This window comes from Actinoplanes ianthinogenes, from assembly GCF_018324205.1.
In the GTDB taxonomy this organism is placed as follows: Bacteria; Actinomycetota; Actinomycetes; order Mycobacteriales; family Micromonosporaceae; genus Actinoplanes; species Actinoplanes ianthinogenes.
On the sequence record NZ_AP023356.1, the window covers coordinates 3,865,225 to 3,882,288 of the forward strand.

General features: G+C 70.7%; 18 protein-coding genes. 16 read left to right on the forward strand and 2 right to left on the reverse strand.

Annotated elements, in window-relative coordinates; genetic code table 11:
- Window positions 1–89 precede the first annotated feature (89 nt).
- From Aiant_RS17265 to Aiant_RS17280, 4 genes are all read left to right on the forward strand, one after another.
- The gene (locus tag Aiant_RS17265; protein WP_189328532.1) at window positions 90–881 is read left to right on the forward strand and encodes a hypothetical protein; all 792 of its coding nucleotides are present in this window, start codon (window positions 90–92) and stop codon (window positions 879–881) included.
- A 12-nt stretch (window positions 882–893) separates the two neighbouring features.
- A complete protein-coding gene (locus tag Aiant_RS17270) occupies window positions 894–2,786 on the forward strand; it encodes a fumarate reductase/succinate dehydrogenase flavoprotein subunit (protein ID WP_189328531.1) in 1,893 nt (630 codons plus the stop codon).
- Entirely contained in the window at window positions 2,783–3,808 is a 1,026-nt protein-coding gene (locus tag Aiant_RS17275; RefSeq protein ID WP_189328530.1) for a succinate dehydrogenase/fumarate reductase iron-sulfur subunit, read from the forward strand. The genes Aiant_RS17270 and Aiant_RS17275 overlap by 4 nt, the downstream gene beginning before the upstream one ends.
- Window positions 3,809–3,977: 169 nt before the next feature.
- The gene (locus Aiant_RS17280) at window positions 3,978–4,547 is read left to right on the forward strand and encodes a GNAT family N-acetyltransferase (protein ID WP_189328529.1); all 570 of its coding nucleotides are present in this window, start codon (window positions 3,978–3,980) and stop codon (window positions 4,545–4,547) included.
- Between the two features lie 22 nt (window positions 4,548–4,569).
- Here the strand turns inward: Aiant_RS17280 and Aiant_RS17285 are convergent, their stop codons facing one another.
- Window positions 4,570–5,082, reverse strand: coding sequence for a GNAT family N-acetyltransferase (locus Aiant_RS17285; protein WP_189328528.1), 513 nt, complete (start codon window positions 5,080–5,082; stop codon window positions 4,570–4,572).
- Window positions 5,083–5,144: 62 nt separating this feature from the next.
- On the opposite strand from Aiant_RS17285, the gene Aiant_RS17290 reads away from it, so the two are divergent.
- Both Aiant_RS17290 and Aiant_RS17295 read left to right on the forward strand, forming a co-directional pair.
- Window positions 5,145–5,705, forward strand: coding sequence for a helix-turn-helix domain-containing protein (locus Aiant_RS17290; protein ID WP_189328527.1), 561 nt, complete (start codon window positions 5,145–5,147; stop codon window positions 5,703–5,705).
- A 43-nt stretch (window positions 5,706–5,748) separates the two neighbouring features.
- The gene (locus tag Aiant_RS17295) at window positions 5,749–6,381 is read left to right on the forward strand and encodes an alpha-ketoglutarate-dependent dioxygenase AlkB (protein ID WP_189328526.1); all 633 of its coding nucleotides are present in this window, start codon (window positions 5,749–5,751) and stop codon (window positions 6,379–6,381) included.
- A gap of 420 nt (window positions 6,382–6,801) precedes the next feature.
- Here Aiant_RS17295 and Aiant_RS17300 read toward each other — a convergent pair whose 3' ends face one another.
- Window positions 6,802–7,866: a DUF4328 domain-containing protein gene (locus Aiant_RS17300; protein WP_189328525.1), complete on the reverse strand. Its 1,065-nt coding sequence runs from the start codon at window positions 7,864–7,866 to the stop codon at window positions 6,802–6,804.
- A 228-nt stretch (window positions 7,867–8,094) separates the two neighbouring features.
- On the opposite strand from Aiant_RS17300, the gene Aiant_RS17305 reads away from it, so the two are divergent.
- The 10 genes from Aiant_RS17305 (at window position 8,095) to Aiant_RS17350 (ending at window position 16,968) form a co-directional block, all read left to right on the forward strand.
- Window positions 8,095–8,811 (forward strand): ABC transporter ATP-binding protein, encoded by a 717-nt coding sequence (locus Aiant_RS17305; protein WP_189328524.1) that lies wholly within the window; start codon window positions 8,095–8,097, stop codon window positions 8,809–8,811.
- Window positions 8,808–9,524 carry an ABC transporter ATP-binding protein gene (locus Aiant_RS17310; RefSeq protein WP_189328523.1) on the forward strand — a complete coding sequence of 239 codons (717 nt, stop codon included), beginning with the start codon at window positions 8,808–8,810 and terminating at the stop codon, window positions 9,522–9,524. Before Aiant_RS17305 ends, Aiant_RS17310 begins: the two co-directional genes overlap by 4 nt.
- A gap of 9 nt (window positions 9,525–9,533) precedes the next feature.
- Window positions 9,534–10,412, forward strand: coding sequence for a branched-chain amino acid ABC transporter permease (locus Aiant_RS17315; protein WP_189328522.1), 879 nt, complete (start codon window positions 9,534–9,536; stop codon window positions 10,410–10,412).
- Window positions 10,409–11,413 carry a branched-chain amino acid ABC transporter permease gene (locus Aiant_RS17320; RefSeq protein WP_189328521.1) on the forward strand — a complete coding sequence of 335 codons (1,005 nt, stop codon included), beginning with the start codon at window positions 10,409–10,411 and terminating at the stop codon, window positions 11,411–11,413. Before Aiant_RS17315 ends, Aiant_RS17320 begins: the two co-directional genes overlap by 4 nt.
- Window positions 11,410–12,672 carry an ABC transporter substrate-binding protein gene (locus Aiant_RS17325; protein ID WP_189328520.1) on the forward strand — a complete coding sequence of 421 codons (1,263 nt, stop codon included), beginning with the start codon at window positions 11,410–11,412 and terminating at the stop codon, window positions 12,670–12,672. Before Aiant_RS17320 ends, Aiant_RS17325 begins: the two co-directional genes overlap by 4 nt.
- 61 nt (window positions 12,673–12,733) lie before the next feature.
- Window positions 12,734–13,456 (forward strand): SDR family oxidoreductase, encoded by a 723-nt coding sequence (locus Aiant_RS17330; protein ID WP_229829813.1) that lies wholly within the window; start codon window positions 12,734–12,736, stop codon window positions 13,454–13,456.
- A gap of 44 nt (window positions 13,457–13,500) precedes the next feature.
- Window positions 13,501–14,211 carry an SDR family oxidoreductase gene (locus tag Aiant_RS17335; protein WP_229829858.1) on the forward strand — a complete coding sequence of 237 codons (711 nt, stop codon included), beginning with the start codon at window positions 13,501–13,503 and terminating at the stop codon, window positions 14,209–14,211.
- On the forward strand, window positions 14,208–15,188 hold the full coding sequence (locus tag Aiant_RS17340; RefSeq protein WP_189328517.1) for a phosphotransferase family protein: 981 nt from the start codon (window positions 14,208–14,210) through the stop codon (window positions 15,186–15,188). The genes Aiant_RS17335 and Aiant_RS17340 overlap by 4 nt, the downstream gene beginning before the upstream one ends.
- The gene (locus tag Aiant_RS17345) at window positions 15,188–16,393 is read left to right on the forward strand and encodes an acyl-CoA dehydrogenase family protein (RefSeq protein WP_189328516.1); all 1,206 of its coding nucleotides are present in this window, start codon (window positions 15,188–15,190) and stop codon (window positions 16,391–16,393) included. The genes Aiant_RS17340 and Aiant_RS17345 overlap by 1 nt, the downstream gene beginning before the upstream one ends.
- Window positions 16,390–16,968, forward strand: a complete 579-nt coding sequence (locus tag Aiant_RS17350; protein ID WP_189328515.1) for a TetR/AcrR family transcriptional regulator — start codon at window positions 16,390–16,392, stop codon at window positions 16,966–16,968. Before Aiant_RS17345 ends, Aiant_RS17350 begins: the two co-directional genes overlap by 4 nt.
- Window positions 16,969–17,064 lie beyond the last annotated feature (96 nt).

Below are 17,064 nucleotides of genomic sequence, written 5' to 3' on the forward strand. Positions count from 1 at the left end.
CCGTCGTGCGAGGACGGCCGAGGCAGGGCACCCGTGTGTCCGCTTCCGGTCGGCCCGCGCAGCTGACGCGGCACCGGCAGGGGGATGGCATGACGACGACGGCATCGAGGCCGGGCGCGGGGCGGCCCCGCGCGGCGATCTCGGCGCGCACACTGCGGACGGATCGCTGGTGGCTGGCGCCGCTGATCACGTTCCTCGGGCTGACCGCCTGGGTGGCGTATGCGACGGTCCGGGTGTTCCTGCACAAGTGGTTCTACGTCGACGAGTATCACTACTTGACGCCGTTCTACTCACCGTGCATCACCGATCGGTGCGGCGACGCGGCCGAGTTCGGCACTCCCCTGCCGAGCTTCTGGCTGATCCCGGAGGCGGCGTTCACCCTCCCGTTCCTGCTGCTCTTCCGGCTGACCTGCTACTACTACCGGAAGGCGTACTATCGCGCCTTCTGGTTCTCCCCGCCGGCCTGCGCGGTGCCGGACGGCCACCAGACGTATTCCGGCGAGACCCGCTTCCCGCTGATCTTCCAGAACGCCCATCGGTACGCGTTCTACGCCGCGTTCCTGATCTCGATCATCAATACCTGGGACGCGATCCGGGCGCAGACCACCGGCCTGGGTCTGGGCAACCTGATCCTCTGGGTGAACGTGCTGATGCTCTGGGCGTACACGGCGTCCTGTCACTCCTGCCGGCACATCATCGGCGGCCGGCTCAAGCACTTCTCCAGACACCCGGTGCGTTATCGGTTGTGGACCGTGGTGTCCTCGCTGAACACCCGGCACATGCAGCTGGCCTGGATCACTCTCGGGACCCTGGCGCTGACCGATTTCTACATCATGGCGGTCTCCGCGAACTGGATCTCCGATCTGCGGATCATCGGCTGAGGGAGCGCGACGATGACCACTACCGAACGCCATCTGTACGACGTCGTGGTGATCGGCGCCGGCGGCGCCGGCCTGCGCGCGGCGATCGAGGCCCGGCTGGCCGGCAAGAAGACCGCGATCATCTCCAAGTCGCTGTTCGGCAAGGCGCACACGGTGATGGCCGAGGGCGGCGCCGCGGCCGCGATGGGGAACGTGAACTCCCGGGACAACTGGATGGTGCACTTCCGGGACACCATGCGCGGCGGCAAGTTCCTGAACAACTTCCGGATGGCCGAGCTGCACGCCAAGGAGGCCCCGGAGCGGATCTGGGAGCTGGAGACGTACGGTGCGCTGTTCGACCGTACGAAAGACGGAAAAATCTCCCAGCGGAACTTCGGTGGGCACGAGTACCCGCGACTCGCGCACGTCGGTGACCGCACCGGCCTGGAGCTGATCCGCACCCTCCAGCAGAAGATCGTCTCGTTGCAGCAGGAGGACTACGCCGAGACCGGCAGCTACGACTCGCGGATCCGGGTCTTCCAGGAGACCACGATCACCGAGCTGCTGCTCGACGGCGATCGGGTGGCCGGCGCGTTCGGCTACTACCGCGACTCCGGCGAGTTCCTGCTCTTCGAGGCGCCCGCGGTGGTGCTCGCCACCGGCGGCGTCGGCCGCAGCTACAAGGTCACCTCGAACTCGTGGGAGTACACCGGCGACGGGCACGCGCTCGCCCTGCGCTCCGGCGCCACGCTGATCAACATGGAGTTCCTCCAGTTCCACCCGACCGGCATGGTCTGGCCGCCGAGTGTGAAAGGCATCCTGGTCACCGAGTCGGTCCGGGGCGACGGCGGCGTGCTGCGCAACTCGGAGCAGAAACGGTTCATGTTCGACTACGTCCCCGACGTCTTCCGCAAGCAGTACGCGGAGACCGAGGAGGAGGCGGACCGCTGGTACACCGACCCGGACAACAACCGCCGCCCGCCCGAGCTGCTGCCCCGCGACGAGGTGGCCCGGGCGATCAACAGCGAGGTCAAGGCGGGCCGCGGCAGCCCGGCCGGCGGCGTCTTCCTGGACGTCTCCACCCGGCTGCCGGCCGAGCAGATCATCAAGCGGCTCCCGTCGATGCACCACCAGTTCAAGGAGCTGGCCGACGTCGACATCACCAAGGAGCCGATGGAGGTCGGCCCGACCTGCCACTACGTGATGGGCGGGGTGGAGGTCGACCCGGACACCGGCGCCGCGTTCGGCTCGGTGCTGGGGCTGTTCGCGGCCGGCGAGGTGTCCGGCGGCATGCACGGCTCCAACCGGCTGGGTGGCAACTCCCTCTCCGACCTGCTGGTTTTCGGCAAACGGGCCGGCGAGCACGCCGCGGCCTACGTCGACACGCTGCCCAAACGGCCCAAGGTCACCCGGATCGACGTGGCGGCGGCGGCCGAGGTGGCGCTCGCCCCTCTGGTTCGCACCGAGGGGGAGAACCCGTACACGTTGCAGCAGGACCTCCAGGCGGTGATGGGCGACCTGGTCGGCATCATCCGCCGGGAGGGCGAGCTCAGCGACGCCCTGAAGAAGCTGCACGAGCTGCGGCTGCGGGTGGCGAACGTCGCGGTCGGCGGCGGCCGGCGTTACAACCCCGGCTGGCACCTCGCCCTCGACCTGCGCAACATGCTGATCGTCTCGGAGTGCACGGCGAAAGCCGCACTGGAACGCGAGGAGTCGCGCGGTGGGCACACCCGGGAGGACCACCCGGCGATGAGCCCGGAGTGGCGGCGGGTCAACCTGGTCTGCTCGCTCGACGAGGCCGGTGAGGTGCACCTGGAACGCAAGCCGGTGCCCACCATGCGTCCCGAGCTGCTCGACCTCTTCGACCGCAGTGAGCTGGCCAAGTACCTGACCACAGAGGAATTGACAGGGCTGGGGGAAGAGTGAAACGCCACTTCCGTGTCTGGCGGGGCGACTCGTCCGGCGGCGACCTGGAGAACTTCGACGTCGAGGTGAACGACGGCGAGGTCGTGCTCGACATCATCCACCGGTTGCAGGCCACCCAGGCGCCCGACCTGGCCTGCCGGTGGAACTGCAAGGCCGGCAAGTGCGGCTCCTGCTCGATGGAGATCAACGGCATGCCGCGGCTCGGCTGCATGACCCGGATGTCCACGTTCACCAGCGACGAGACGATCACGATCACCCCGCTGCGCACCTTCCCGGTGATCCGCGACCTGGTCACCGACGTCTCCTTCAACTACGAGAAAGCGCGCGAGACCCCGGCGTTCGCCCCGCCGCCCGGCGTCGCCCCCGGGCAGTACCGCATGCAGCAGGTCGACGTCGAGCGGAGCCAGGAGTTCCGCAAGTGCATCGAGTGCTACCTCTGCCAGAACACCTGCCACGTGGTCCGCGACCACGAGGAGAACAAGGAGGCGTTCTCCGGCCCGCGCTTCTTCATCCGCGCCGCCGAGCTGGACATGCACCCGCTGGACGACCGTACCGACCGCAAGCAGTACGCCCAGCAGAGCCAGGGCCTGGGCTTCTGCAACATCACCAAGTGCTGCACCGAGGTCTGCCCGGAACACATCAAGATCACCGACAATGCGATCATCCCGATGAAGGAGCGCGTCGTGGATCGCCGATACGATCCCCTGGTCCGGCTCGGCCGCAAGATCTTCCGCCGCGACCAGCTGGAGGCCGAGGCCACCGGCGGCGTGCCCACCCCGCGCCGCCCTCCGCTCACCGCCGAGACCCCCAACGGCCAGCGCCTGCCCGAGGGCCCGCCGGTCGGCCCGGACGGCCGGATGGACATCGCCGAGCTGGCGGCTCCGCTGCAAGGCGGGCTGTCGCCGTTCGGCGAGGACATGGAGTTCCCGCTGCCGCCGGAGCGGGTCACCTATCACCACCCCGAGGCCGACCCGTCGGTCCCGCCCGCCGATTCGCCCGCGGCAGGCGGTGGCCAGGCTTAATTCACTTTTCGGTACGCCCTGAGCCCCGCCGGCCAGGGCCCACCCCACCAAGGGGATGCCCCCGCTGGTCAGTGTGGCGGAAAAGCGGGGTGGTGTGCCGAAGCCTTGTGGACAACTCGCGGCTGTGGACGACGCGGAGTGCGGTCTCGGGTGCGCATAGAGTCGGCGGATGCCTTTGCTTGTTACGCCTGCGCTGTCCGCCGGGACGCTGGCCGCCATCGCCCAACCCGAGATCGCCGGGGACGGCGTGCTGTTGCGGCCCTGGCGGGTGACGGATCGGGAGGCGGTCGTCGCCGGGTATGCGGATGCGGCGATTCAGCGCTGGCACTGCCGGACCATGACCGACGACGAGGCCGCGGCGTGGATCGATCAGTGGCCGGGGCGATGGCGGGACGAGACCGGCGCGGGCTGGGCCGTGGTCGACGGTGACGCGGTCGCCGGGCAGATCAGTTTCCGGCGGATCGACCTCGGGGAGGCGGCGGCCGAGCTCTCCTACTGGGTGCTGCCCGGGTTTCGGGGGCGCCGGATCGCGCCGCGGGCGCTCGGCGCGCTGACCGGCTGGGCGTTCGGGACGCTGGGGCTGCACCGGCTGGAGCTGAACCATGCGACGGCCAACACCGCGTCCTGCCGGGTGGCTGCTCAGGCCGGCTATCCGGTCGAGGGCACCAAGCGTGGCGAGGCGCGCCATGCCGACGGGTGGCACGACATGCACCAGCACGCCCGGCTCGCCACCGACTGATCCGGACAACGACCGGCCGGGGTCAGCGGGGAGCGGCGGGCGGGGTGAGGGCCAGCTGGGCGATGGCCACGTCGTGCCAGGAGTGGTGTTTCCAGCCGATGCGGGGGTGGGTGCCCACGGGCTGGAAGCCGAGGGCGGTGTGCAGGCCGAGGCTTGCCTCGTTGGGCAGGGTCATCTTGGCCACGGCGACCTGGTAACCGCGGGTGACCAGGCGCGGGAGCAGCACCCCGTAGAGCGCGCGGCCCGCGCCGGTGCGGCGGCGGCCGCTCTCCAGGTAGACGCTGACCTCGCAGGACCAGCGGTAGGCCGGGCGGGTGGCGAACGGGCCGGCGTAGGCGTAACCGATCACCCGTCCGGCGTCCTCGGCGACCAGCCAGGCGTGGGTGGCTGCGGCCGAGGCGATCCGGGCGGCCATCTCCGCGGTGGTCGGCGGGTCGGTCTCGAAGGTGATCGCGGTGTCCAGCACATAGGGCCGGTAGATGGCGGCGCACGCGTCCGCGTCGGCTGCGGTGGCATCCCGGATGGTCAGCGACATGCGCCCAGCGTAAGCGACAATGGGCACGATAGTAAGCAGCAGTGACGACTATAGTGGCGATCATGTCGGATGAACTCACCGCGGATCTGGCCGCGACCCTGCGGGCCGTGCGGGCCGAGCGGGAGATGAGCGTGCAGACCCTGGCCGAGCGGTCCGGGGTGTCCCGGGCGATGATCGCCAAGATCGAGCGGGGTGCGGCGCAGCCGACCGCGGCGCTGCTCGGGCGGCTCGTGGCGGCGCTCGGGATCACGTTGTCCGAGCTGTTCACGCGCACCGAGCAGGACGGTCGCCGACTGGCTCGGCGCGCGGACCAGCCGGTGTGGACCGACCCGGAGACCGGGTATCGGCGGCGGTCGGTGTCACCGGCCGGTGGCCCGGCACAGATCGTCGAGGTGGAGTTGCCGCCCGGCGCCTCGGTGGCCTACCCGGCGGATGCCTATGCGCTGGCCCGGCACCAGATCTATCTGCTGGACGGGCGGTTGCGGTTTCGCGAGGGTGACGTGACGCATGAGCTGGAGGCCGGGGACTGCCTGGAGCTGGGTGCGCCCGCCCCGGGTGAGTACCACAATCCCGGCGATGCGCCGTGTCGCTATCTGGTCGTGCTCAGCGCGCGGCGGCACTGAACGCCGGGGCCACGGCATCGAACGTGCGTACTAGAATGGCGGGATGAGCAGCGCTTATCAGCCCTCGATGCTCGATCTGATGGCCGGTTCGGGCCCGACGCTCGAGCCGCTGTCCGGGGCGACCCGGCACCGGCTCACCGCCGGGGCCTGGGTCGACGTGCTGCCTGGCTGGCTGCACGGGTCGGACGCGGTGTTCGAGACGCTGCTCGGCATCGACTGGCGCGCCGAGCGGCGGAAGATGTATGACGACGTGGTCGACGTTCCCCGGCTGCTGCGCTGGTTCCGGGAGGACGAGGCGCTGCCCCACCCGGCGCTGGTCGAGGCCCGCACCGCGCTGAACGCGCACTATGCCGAGGAGTTGGGCGAGGAGTTCGCCACCGCGGGCATGTGTCTGTATCGGGACGGGCGGGACAGCGTGGCCTGGCACGGGGACACGATCGGACGGTCGGCCACCGAGGACACGATGGTGGCGATCGTGTCGGTCGGCTCGCCGCGCAACCTGCTGCTGCGGCCGCGGGCGGGAGCGCACGAGACGTTGCGGTTCCCGCTCGGGCATGGGGATCTCATCGTGATGGGCGGCTCCTGCCAGAGGACCTGGGAGCACGCGATTCCGAAAACGGCGCGGCCGGTCGGGCCACGAGTGAGCGTGCAGTTCCGCCCGCGGGGCGTGGCCTAGCGTCCGAGACCGACGGCGCAGACCGCCACAGGGCTCGGCCTCACGTCCCCACCGGGCGAATACCGCTGCCCGCCGCGGGCTTGGCCCCGCCTCCCCGACATCGCGAATACCGGCAGCCGCCGCGGGCTTGGCCCCGCCTCCCCGACATCGCGAATACCGGCGGCCGACACGGGCTTGGCCTCGCTCCGCGACATCGCGGATACCGGTGCGGGCCCCAGCGCAGGCCCTCACCTCCGCGACATCGCCGATACCGGTGCGGGCCCCAGCGCAGGCCCTCACCTCCGCGACATCGCCGATACCGGTGCGGGCCCCGGCATGACCTCGCTCCCCGCCATGGCGCGATACCGGCGCCGGCGGGAGGCCTGGCTTGATATTCGCGGGGGGATTCGGGGTCGGCCGTATCGGTCGAGAGGGCAGCGGTCAGAACGGGGTGGGCTGGACCAGGCGCTGCTGGTCGGTGGTGATCCGGCGGATCAGCAGGATGGCGGCGACAGCGGCGACCGGCGTGGTGATCAGTGACAGGCCGGAGAACTGCTCGGCGCCGTTGCTGGCGTAGCCGTCCACCACGATGCCGATGGTCCAGGCGGCCGCCCAGGTGACGAAGAGGCCGGGGCCGTGGTCGCGGCTCTGCTGGTCGATCTCGCGGAACACCAGCAGGGGCAGCACCAGGTTGGCCAGCGGGATGAACCAGGCGCCGATGGCCCAGCCGGGACGCCACTTCAGCCGGTGGCCGGTGTTCCAGAGGTTGGTCGAGGCGCGATGCAGCCAGACCAGGAACGTCACCACGGTGAAGAGGAAAACTCCGAGATAGCCGAGGAACACGGCGATCAGACCGTTGTCGGTGCCGACGGGCAGTGACCGGGTCAGGAGTTCCAGGACGAGCGAATAGACCATGGTCAGGGCCAGGCCGGTGCCGGCCAGGATCGCCGGGCCACGCAGTGAACGGGCATATCCCGGGGCGTAAGCGGGCGGGTAGGCGTAGGGCGCCGGCGGGACACCGGCACCGGGCGGGACGGCGTAGGCGGAGACCGGCGCCGGATAGGCCGACGCCGGTGCGGGATATCCGGGAGGGCCCGACGCCGGCGCCGGATACCCCGGAGGGGCCGGTGCCGGATACGCGGGGTAGGCCGGAGCCGGCGCGGGATAAGCCGGAGGCGCGGTCGGCGCGGGAGAGGCCGCCGCTGAGCCGGGATAGGCCGGAGGCGCGGTCGGCGCGGGAGAGGCCGACGCCGGGCCGGGATAGGCCGGGGGCGCGGTCGGATCGGCATACGCCGGAGGCGGAGCCGAGGTGGGATACGCCGACGCGGGCTGGGCCGGGGCGGCCTGGGCCGCGGGCGGGGCCGGCGGCGGGGCCGGCGGGGCCGGGGGCAAGGTCGCCGACGGCCAGGTTTCGGTCGAGGCCTCGGCCGACCAGGGGTCGGCGGGCGGGGTCAGGCTCTCCGGCCGCGAATCGTCCGGGACGGGCGGAGGCTGCTGGGCACTCATCGGTCTCCTCGCGGGTCGATGGACTCTGCCGCAGGGTATCCGGACCGGACAACGCCGGGCGGACGGGCGTTTTCGCTGATCACGCACCGGATAGCGGACGTAACGGTCGCGGCAGGTAACGGAGATGTTGCGAGTAGTTGACGCGCCCGATCAGAAAGTTACACTCCTAGTGTAAATAGTTGACCATCACGCTCCACTGTGGACCCTTGCTGTCCTGACGAGGTGGGTATGTCGACGGAATCCCCTGCTCATGAGCTTGCGCTCGACCACATAACGGTTCGCTTCGGCGGCCTGACCGCGCTCGATGACGTCTCCCTGCGGGTGCCCGCCGGGCGGATCGTCGGGGTGATCGGGCCGAACGGAGCCGGCAAGACCACCCTGTTCAACGTCATCTGCGGTTTCGTCACGCCGACCGCCGGGGAGCTCACCCTGGACGGCCGGGCCTGGCGGCCGCGACCGCATCACCTCAACCGGCTCGGCATCGCCCGCACGCTGCAGGGGGTCGGCCAGTTCAGCGGCCTCACCGTGCTGGAGAACGTGCAGGTCGGCATCCGCGGCGGCCGGGAGCGGCAGTCCGGGAAGGACGCGCTCGCCGCGCTGGAGCGGTGCGGGGTCGCGGAGTACGCGTTCGCGCCGCCCGGCGCGCTGCCCTACGCGATCCGCAAGCGGGTCGAGCTGGCCCGCGCCCTGGCCTCCCGTCCGCGGATCCTGATGCTCGACGAGCCGGCCGGCGGGCTGGACGCCGACGAGATCCAGTGGCTGGCCGGCCTGATCCGGGATGCCGGGACCACGGTGCTGCTCGTCGAGCACCACATGGACCTGGTCATGTCGGTCTGCGACGAGATCCTGGTGCTGGACTTCGGCAAACCCATCGCGCTCGGCCCGCCCGCCGAGATCAGCGCGAACGAGAAGGTCACCGAGGCCTACCTGGGAGCGGCGGCATGAGCGCGCTGCTGGAGGTCGACGACCTGACCGCCGGGTACGGGGCCGCACCGGTGCTGCACGGCATCCGGTTCACCGTCAAGCCGGGCGAGATCGTCGCCGTGCTCGGGGCGAACGGGGCCGGCAAGACCACCCTGCTGCGCACCCTCTCCGGCCTGGTCCGGCCGACCCGGGGCAGTGTCGTCTTCGACGGCGAGGACCTGCGCGGCGTCCGGGTCGAGCACCTGGTCCGCCGCGGGATCGCGCACGTGCCGGAGGGCCGTGGCGTGGTCACCGAGCTGACCGTCGACGAGAACCTGCGGCTCGGCGGGCTGTGGCGGCGCGACCGCGGGGACGCGGCGCGCGCCCTGGACGAGGTCTACGACCTCTTCCCGGCGCTGGCACAACGGCGTGCCAGCGCCGGGCATCAGCTCTCCGGCGGCGAGCGGCAGATGCTCGCTCTGGGCCGGGCGCTGGTCGGCCGGCCCCGGCTGCTGCTGCTCGACGAGCCGTCCCTGGGGCTGGCCCCGAAGATCACCGCCCAGATCCTGGCACTGCTGCGCGACCTGCGGGAACGCACCGGCCTCGCGGTGCTGCTGGTCGAGCAGAACGTGCGCAGCGCGCTGTCCGTCGCGGACGAGGGCATCGTGCTGGCGCTGGGCCGGGTGGTCACCCGCAACAAAGCGGTCGAGCTGCGCGACGACGCCGATCTGCGCCATGCCTACCTCGGGTTCTAGGACGACACCATGGACAGATTTATCTATCTCACTTTCGACGGGCTCAGCCGGGGCGCGGTCTACGCCGCGTTCGCGCTGGCCCTGGTGCTGATCTGGCGGGCCGCCCGGATCGTCAACTTCGCCCAGGGCGCGATGGCGGTCGCCGCCGTCTACGTGGCGTACTCGGTGACCAGCGCGACCGGCTCCTACTGGCTCGGCTTCGTCGCGGCGATCCTGTTCGGGCTGTTGCTCGGCGTCGTGGTGGAGAAGACGGTGATGCGCTTCGTCGACCACTCCTCGCCGCTCAACGGCGTGGTGGTCGCGCTCGGGCTGGTCCTGATCGTGCAGGGCGTGCTCGGCATCATCTACGGCAGCGAGTACCGGCCGGTGGAGACGCCGTTCCGGCGGGACGCCTTCGAGGTGGGCGGCATCGCGCTGCTCAGCCGGTACGACGTGTTCGTCTTCGCCGCCGTGGGCGCCGTGGTCGTCGCGCTCAGCCTGCTGTTCACCCGGACGGCGGTGGGGCTGCGGATGCGGGCCGCGGCGTTCGCCCCGGACGTCTCGCGGCTGCTCGGCGTGCCGGTCGGCGGGATGCTGACGCTGGGCTGGGCGCTGGCCGCCGCGGTCGGGTCGCTGGCCGGGATGCTGGTCGTCCCGACCGAGCTGGGGCTGCACCCGACCGCGATGGACGTGGTCTTCGTGTCGGCGTTCACCGCCGCCGTGGTGGGTGGGCTGGACAGCCCGATCGGCGCGGTGACCGGTGGGCTGGTCGTCGGGCTGCTGCTCTCCTACGTCAGCGGCTATCTGGGCGCCACGGTCGCCCCGATGGCGGTGCTGGTGCTGCTGGTGGTCGTGCTTCTGGGCCGGCCCGGCGGGCTTTTCTCCAGCGCGAAGGCGAGGACGGCATGACTGATTTGAAGGAGAAGCAAGTCACCACCTCCGCGGTGACCACTCCCAAGAGACGAATAAGCCCATTTGTGTACGTCATAGCCGGCGCCCTCGTCATCCTGGCGCTGACCTACACCCTGCCGCCGTTCCGGAACTATCAGTTGGCCACGGTCGGGGCGTACTTCACGGTGACGGCCGGGCTGACCGTCCTGACCGGACTGAACGGGCAGCTGTCGCTGGGACACGGGGCGCTGATGGCGACCGGGGCCTACACGTTCGCGCTGACCCAGAACAAGTGGCTGCACACGCCGGTCAGCTTCGTCGCGGCGATCCTGGTGACCACCCTGGCCGGGGTGGTGATCGGGCTGGCCGCGGCCCGGCTGCGCGGTCCCTACCTGGCCGGGCTGACGCTCGCGGTGGCGGTCGTGGTGCCGTCGGTGACCAGCACGTTCGACGAGGTCTTCAACAGCGACATGGGGCTGTCGGTGGCGCTCGACCCGCCGCCCGGGGTGATCCCGATGGAACGCTGGCAGGCCTGGCTCTGCTGGACGGGCGCGCTGGTCACCGCGTTGCTGCTGGCCACCCTGGTGCGCGGGCGGTTCGGGCGGGACCTGCGCGCGGTGCGGGACGACGAGACGGCGGCGCGGCTGGCCGGGGTCAACGTCGCGCGTACGCAAGTCCTGGCCTTCGTGGTCAGCGCGGCCTGCGCCGGCCTGTCCGGCGCCCTCTTCGCGGTCCTGGCGCAGAGCGTCTCCCCCGGCGCGTTCCCGCTGACGCTGTCGCTGTTCCTGGTGATGGCGATCGTGATCGGCGGCCTGGGCCGCCTGGCCGGCGCGCTGCTGGGGGCGATTCTGCTGGTCGCGCTGCCGGCGCTGGCCCAGTCGGCCGCGGAGAGCTCCGGATCGCAACACCTGGAGGGGAACCTCGCCCTGGTGATCTTCGGCGTGGTGCTCGTCGTCGTCATGCTCGCCGCCCCGGGCGGCATCGCCTCGATTCGATTCGATTTCTGGAGGAAACGATGAAACGCACCACGGCGGTGTTCCTCACCGTCCTTCTCTTCGCCGGCGCCTGCGACAGCGGTTCCGGCGGCGGATCCGGCAGCAGCGGCAGCGTTCCCGGGGTGACCGACAGCGAGGTCGTCGTCGGCACGCACATGCCGCTGACCGGCCCGGCAGCCGCCGGATACTCCAAGATCGCGCCGGCCACCAAGGCCTACTTCGACTTCGTCAACGCGAACGGCGGGATCAACGGCCGGAAGATCACGTACAAGGTCAAGGACGACGGGTACAACCCGGCGACCACCCAGCAGGTGGTGCGGGAGCTGGTGTTGCAGGACAAGGTCTTCGCGATCCTGAACGGCCTGGGCACCCCGACGCACACCGGCGTGCTGGACTTCCTCAAGACCAACAAGGTGCCGGACCTCTTCGTGGCCAGCGGCAGCCGCAACTGGAACCAGGTGGACAAGTATCCGGGCACCTTCGGCTTCAACCCGGACTACACCGTCGAGGGCAAGATCCTCGGCACGTACGTGAAGCAGAACCTGGCCGGCAAGAAGACCTGCTTCCTCGGGCAGGACGACGACTTCGGCAAGGACAGCCTGGCCGGCGTGGAGAAGACGCTGGGCCCGGTGGCCGACAAGCAGACCTACGTGACCAGCAACCCGAACGTCGGCCCGCAGATCGGCGCGTTCAAGGCGGCCGGCTGCGAGGTGGTCGTGCTGGCCACCATCCCGGGCTTCACCGCGCTGTCGCTCGGCACCGCCGCGAAGATCGGCTACAAGCCGCAGTTCGTGGTCAGCAACGTGGGCGCCGACCCGGCGACGGTCAGCAAGGCGCTGGGTCAGGCGGCGCCGCTGCTGGAGGGCGTGGTCTCGGCCAACTACCTGCCGCTCACCACGGACGACTCCAGCCCGTGGATCCAGCTCTACAAGAAGGTCAACGCGCAGTACAACAACAACGCGGAGTTCGACAACAACGTCGTCTACGGGATGTCGGTGGCGTACCTCTTCGTGCAGTCGCTGCAGAACGCGGGCAAGGACCTGACCCGCGACGGGATCGTCGCCGCGGTGGAGAAGAACGGGTTCCAGGGTCCGGGTCTGGTGCCGCTGCGCTTCTCCGACAAGGATCACGCGGGGTACGGCGGCACGCAGCTCACCAAGATCCAGAGCGGCAAGGCGGTGTTCTTCGGTACGGCGTTCACCACCGACGACGCGGACGCCCCGGTGCAGCCCTATACCGCGCAAGCTGTGACACCGCCGCAGAACGGAATTCCGGCAGCGTAATATCCGCACTCTGAGTGCAGAAAACCTAGGAGGTTGTGCGATGGCGGATCAGGTGGCAATCGTGACAGGGGCCAGTCGCGGAATCGGGTTCGCCATCGCGCAACGGTTCGTCGCCCAGGGCGCGAAGGTGGCGATCACCGGGCGGGACGAGGACGCCCTCCAGGCGGCGGTGAAGGAGCTGGGCGGCCCCGACGTGGCGATCGGGGTGGCCGGCAAGGGTGACAACGGGGACCACCGGGCGGTCGTGGTGGACGCGGTGACCGCGAAGTTCGGGCCGGTCACCACGCTGGTCAACAACATCGGGATCAACCCGGCGTACGGGCCGCTGGCCACCCTCGACCTGAACGCGGCACGCAAGATGGCCGAGGTCAACCTGATCGGCACGCTCGGCTGGGTGCAGGAGGCGCTGCGCGGCGGGCTGGGCGAGGGCGGCTCGATCGTGAACATCTCCTCGGTCTCCGGGGTGCGCCCGGCGCCCGGGATCGCGTTCTACGGCACCACCAAGGCCGCCCTGATCCACCTCACCGAGGAGCTGGCGGTTGAGCTGGCCCCGAAGATCCGGGTGAACGCGGTGGCGCCCGCGGTGGTCAAGACGCGGTTCGCGGCGGCGCTGTTCGAGGGGCGCGAGGAGCAGGTCACCGCGACGTACCCGCTGAAGCGGCTGGGCGCGCCGGAGGACGTGGCCGGGACGGTGGCGTTCCTCTGCTCGCAGGACGCCTCGTGGATCACCGGGCAGACCATCGTGCTCGACGGTGGCGTCACGCTGACCGGGGTGGTCGAGTGAAGCGCGTGGTCGTCACCGGCGCCGGCGGGGGTATCGGCGCCGCCATGGCCCGGCGGTTCGCCGCCGACGGCGCGCACGTCGTGGTCAGCGACATCGACGCGGACTCCGCCGCCGCGGTCGCCGCGGAGATCGGCGGGGTCGCCGTGGCCGCCGACGTGGCGGTCGAGCAGGACGTCCGCCGGCTGGTCGAGGCCGCCGGCGACATCGACCTCTTCTGCTCCAACGCCGGCGTGCTGACGGCGGGTGACGAGAACACGCCGGACCACCTCTGGGAACGCGATTACGGGGTGAACGTGCTGTCGCACGTCTACGTGACCCGCGCGCTGCTGCCGAAGTGGCTGGACTCGGAGACCCCGAAACGGCTGCTGATCACGGTGAGCGCGGCCGGGCTGCTGACCCTGCTCGGCAGCGCGTCCTACTCGGTGACCAAGCACGCGGCGCTGGCGTACGCCGAGTGGCTGCGCGCCACGTACGCCCACCGCGGTCTGATCGTCCAGGCGCTCTGCCCGCAGGGCGTCCGCACCGACATGCTGACCGGCGGCAACGCCCGGGGCAGCGGCAGCGCGGCGCTGCTCGCCGAGGGCGCGCTGGAGCCGTCCGCGGTCGCCGACCTGGTGGCCGAGTCGCTCGACGAGAGGTTCCTGATCCTGCCGCATCCGGAAGTCGCCGACTACTACCGCTTGCGCGCGGCGGATCCGGACCGTTGGCTGGGCGGCATGAACAAGATGCAGCGTGGCTTCGAGGGCGTCCGGTGAAGGGGCTCGACCTGGACCGGCTCCAGGCCTATCTGGACAGTCCGCCGCTGACCGCGACGATGTTCGCGGGCGGGCGGTCGAACCTGACGTACGCGGTGACCGACGGGACGAACCGGTGGGTGCTGCGTCGCCCGCCGCTCGGGCACGTGCTGCCGACCGCGCACGACATGGCCCGGGAGCACAAGGTGCTGTCCGCGCTCTCCCAGGCGGGTTTCCCGGTCCCGAAGCCGGTGCTGCTGTGCGCCGACAGCGACGTCATCGGCGCCCCGTTCTACCTGATGGAACACGTCGACGGGAAGATCTACCGCGATGTCGCGGACCTGGTCACCGTCGACCTGCACCGCCTGACGCTCACCCTGGTCGACACCCTCGCCGACCTGCACTCGCTGGAGCCGGAGAAGATCGGGCTGGGCGACTTCGGCAAGCCGGAGGGCTTCAACGAGCGCCAGGTCCGCCGCTGGAAGAAGCAGCTCGACGCGTCGCGCAGCCGGGAGCTGCCCGGCATCGAGGAGTTGCACGCCCGGCTGGCCGCGGACATCCCGGCCGGCGGCCCGGGTGCTGTCGTGCACGGTGACTTCCGCCTGGACAACGTGCTGATCGGCGCCTCGCTGGAGGTGCGGGCCGTCCTCGACTGGGAGATGTCGACGCTGGGCGACCCGCTCAGCGACCTGGCCCTGATGCTGGTCTACGCCGGGCGGCCGTTGCTGCTCTCCGACGGCAAGCCGTTCGCCCCGATCGACCTGCCCGGCCACCCGTCGCTGGACGAGATGGCCGCCCGGTACGCCGAGCGCAGCGGCCGCGACGTCGGTGACCTGCACTGGTACGTCGGGTTCGCCGCGTTCAAGCTCGCCGTCATCCTGGAGGGCGTGCACTACCGCTACACCAAGGGCCAGACTGTCGGCGCCGGTTTCGACACCGTCGGCGCGATGGTGCCCGAGCTGATCGAGCAGGGCCACCGAGCGCTGGAAGGACACTGATGGACTTCGAGTTCGACGCGACGACCGAGGACTACCGCAAGCGGCTGCTCGCGTTCATGGACGAGCACGTGTACCCGGCGGAGAGCGAGTTCCACGCCGGCGGCGACGGCTGGGAGCCGCCGGCCGTCCTGAAGCGGTTGCAGGCCAAGGCCAAGGAGGCCGGCCTGTGGAACCTGTTCCTCCCGGGCGAGCACGGTGCCGGGCTGACCAACCTCCAGTACGCGCCGCTGGCCGAGATCATGGGCCGCAGCCCGGCGATCGCGCCGGCCGCGTTCAACTGCAACGCGCCGGACACCGGCAACATGGAGGTGCTGGCCGAGTTCGGCACCCCCGAGCAGCAGGAGCGCTGGCTGAAGCCGCTGCTGGCCGGCGAGATCCGGTCGGCGTTCGCGATGACCGAGCCGCAGGTCGCCTCGTCGGACGCGACCAACATCGGCACCCGGATCGAGCGGGACGGCGACGAGTACGTCATCAACGGCCGGAAGTTCTACATCACCGGCGCGATGAACCCGAACTGCAAGATCTTCATTGTGATGGGCAAGACCGACCCGGAGGCGGACCGGCACGTCCAGCAGAGCCAGATCCTGGTGCCGCGGGACACCCCGGGCCTGACCGTGAAGCGCGGCATGACCGTCTTCGGCTACGACGACGGCGACCACGGCGGCCACGCCGAGCTGATCTTCGAGAACGTCCGGGTGCCGGCCGGCAACCTGATCGGCGTCGAGGGCGGCGGGTTCGCGATCTCCCAGGCCCGGCTCGGCCCGGGCCGGATCCACCACTGCATGCGGCTGATCGGGATGGCCGAGCGCGGCCTGGAGCTGATGTGCAAGCGGGCGCTGACCCGCACCCCGTTCGGCAAGCCGCTCGCCGAGCAGGGCGTGGTCCAGGACTGGATCGCCGAGGCCCGGGTGCGGATCGAGCAGGCCCGCCTGCTGGTGCTCAAGGCCGCCTGGCTGATGGACACGGTGGGCAACAAGGGCGCGCACACCGAGATCCAGGCCATCAAGATCGTGGTGCCGCAGACCGTCGAGTGGATCCTGGACAAGGCGATCCAGGCGCACGGCGCGGTCGGCACCAGCCAGGACACGCCGCTGGCCCAGCTCTGGGTGGCGGCCCGCACGCTGCGTCTCGCCGACGGCCCCGACGAGGTGCACAAGCGCTCGCTGGCCCGGCGGGAGCTGAACCGATACCGGAGTCGTCCGTGACCCAGCCGCCGCGCATCGACGGCCGCACCGCCCGCTCCGAGCGGACCCGCAACGCGATCGTCGACGCCCACCTCGAGCTGATCCGCGCCGGTGACCTGCGTCCCACCGCGGATCGGATCGCCAAGCTGGCCGGGGTCTCGCTGCGCGCGCTGTGGAGCCACTTCGCCGACATGGAGTCGCTGATGGCGGCCAGCGGGCAGCGGGTGCTGGACCAGCGGGACGAGTCCTACCGGCAGATCTCCCCGGACCTGCCGCTGGACGAGCGGATCGACCAGTTCTGCCGGCAGCGGGCCCGGATGCTGGAGGAGATCGCGCCCGCGGCCCGCGCCTCGGCGCTGAAGGAGCCGTTCTCCAGCGGGTTGCAGCGCTATCGGCGGCTGCACGTGTCGCGGGTGCGGGACGAGCTGACCAGCACGTTCCCCGAGGAGATCGGGTCGGACGAGGAGTTGCTCAACGCGCTGACCACGATCAGCCTCTGGCCGGCCTGGTCCACGCTGCGCGAGGCGATGGACCTGCCGGTCGAGGCCGCGCGGGCCGCCCTGGCCCGCGGGGTCCGCGCCCTGCTCACCCACTGATCCAGCCGATCCAGTAACGCCGTCGCCCAGGCCCGTCGTGGGCGGCGGCGGGACTCGGTCCCGAGCATCGAGCGGGCCAGTTCGGCCTCACGGAGC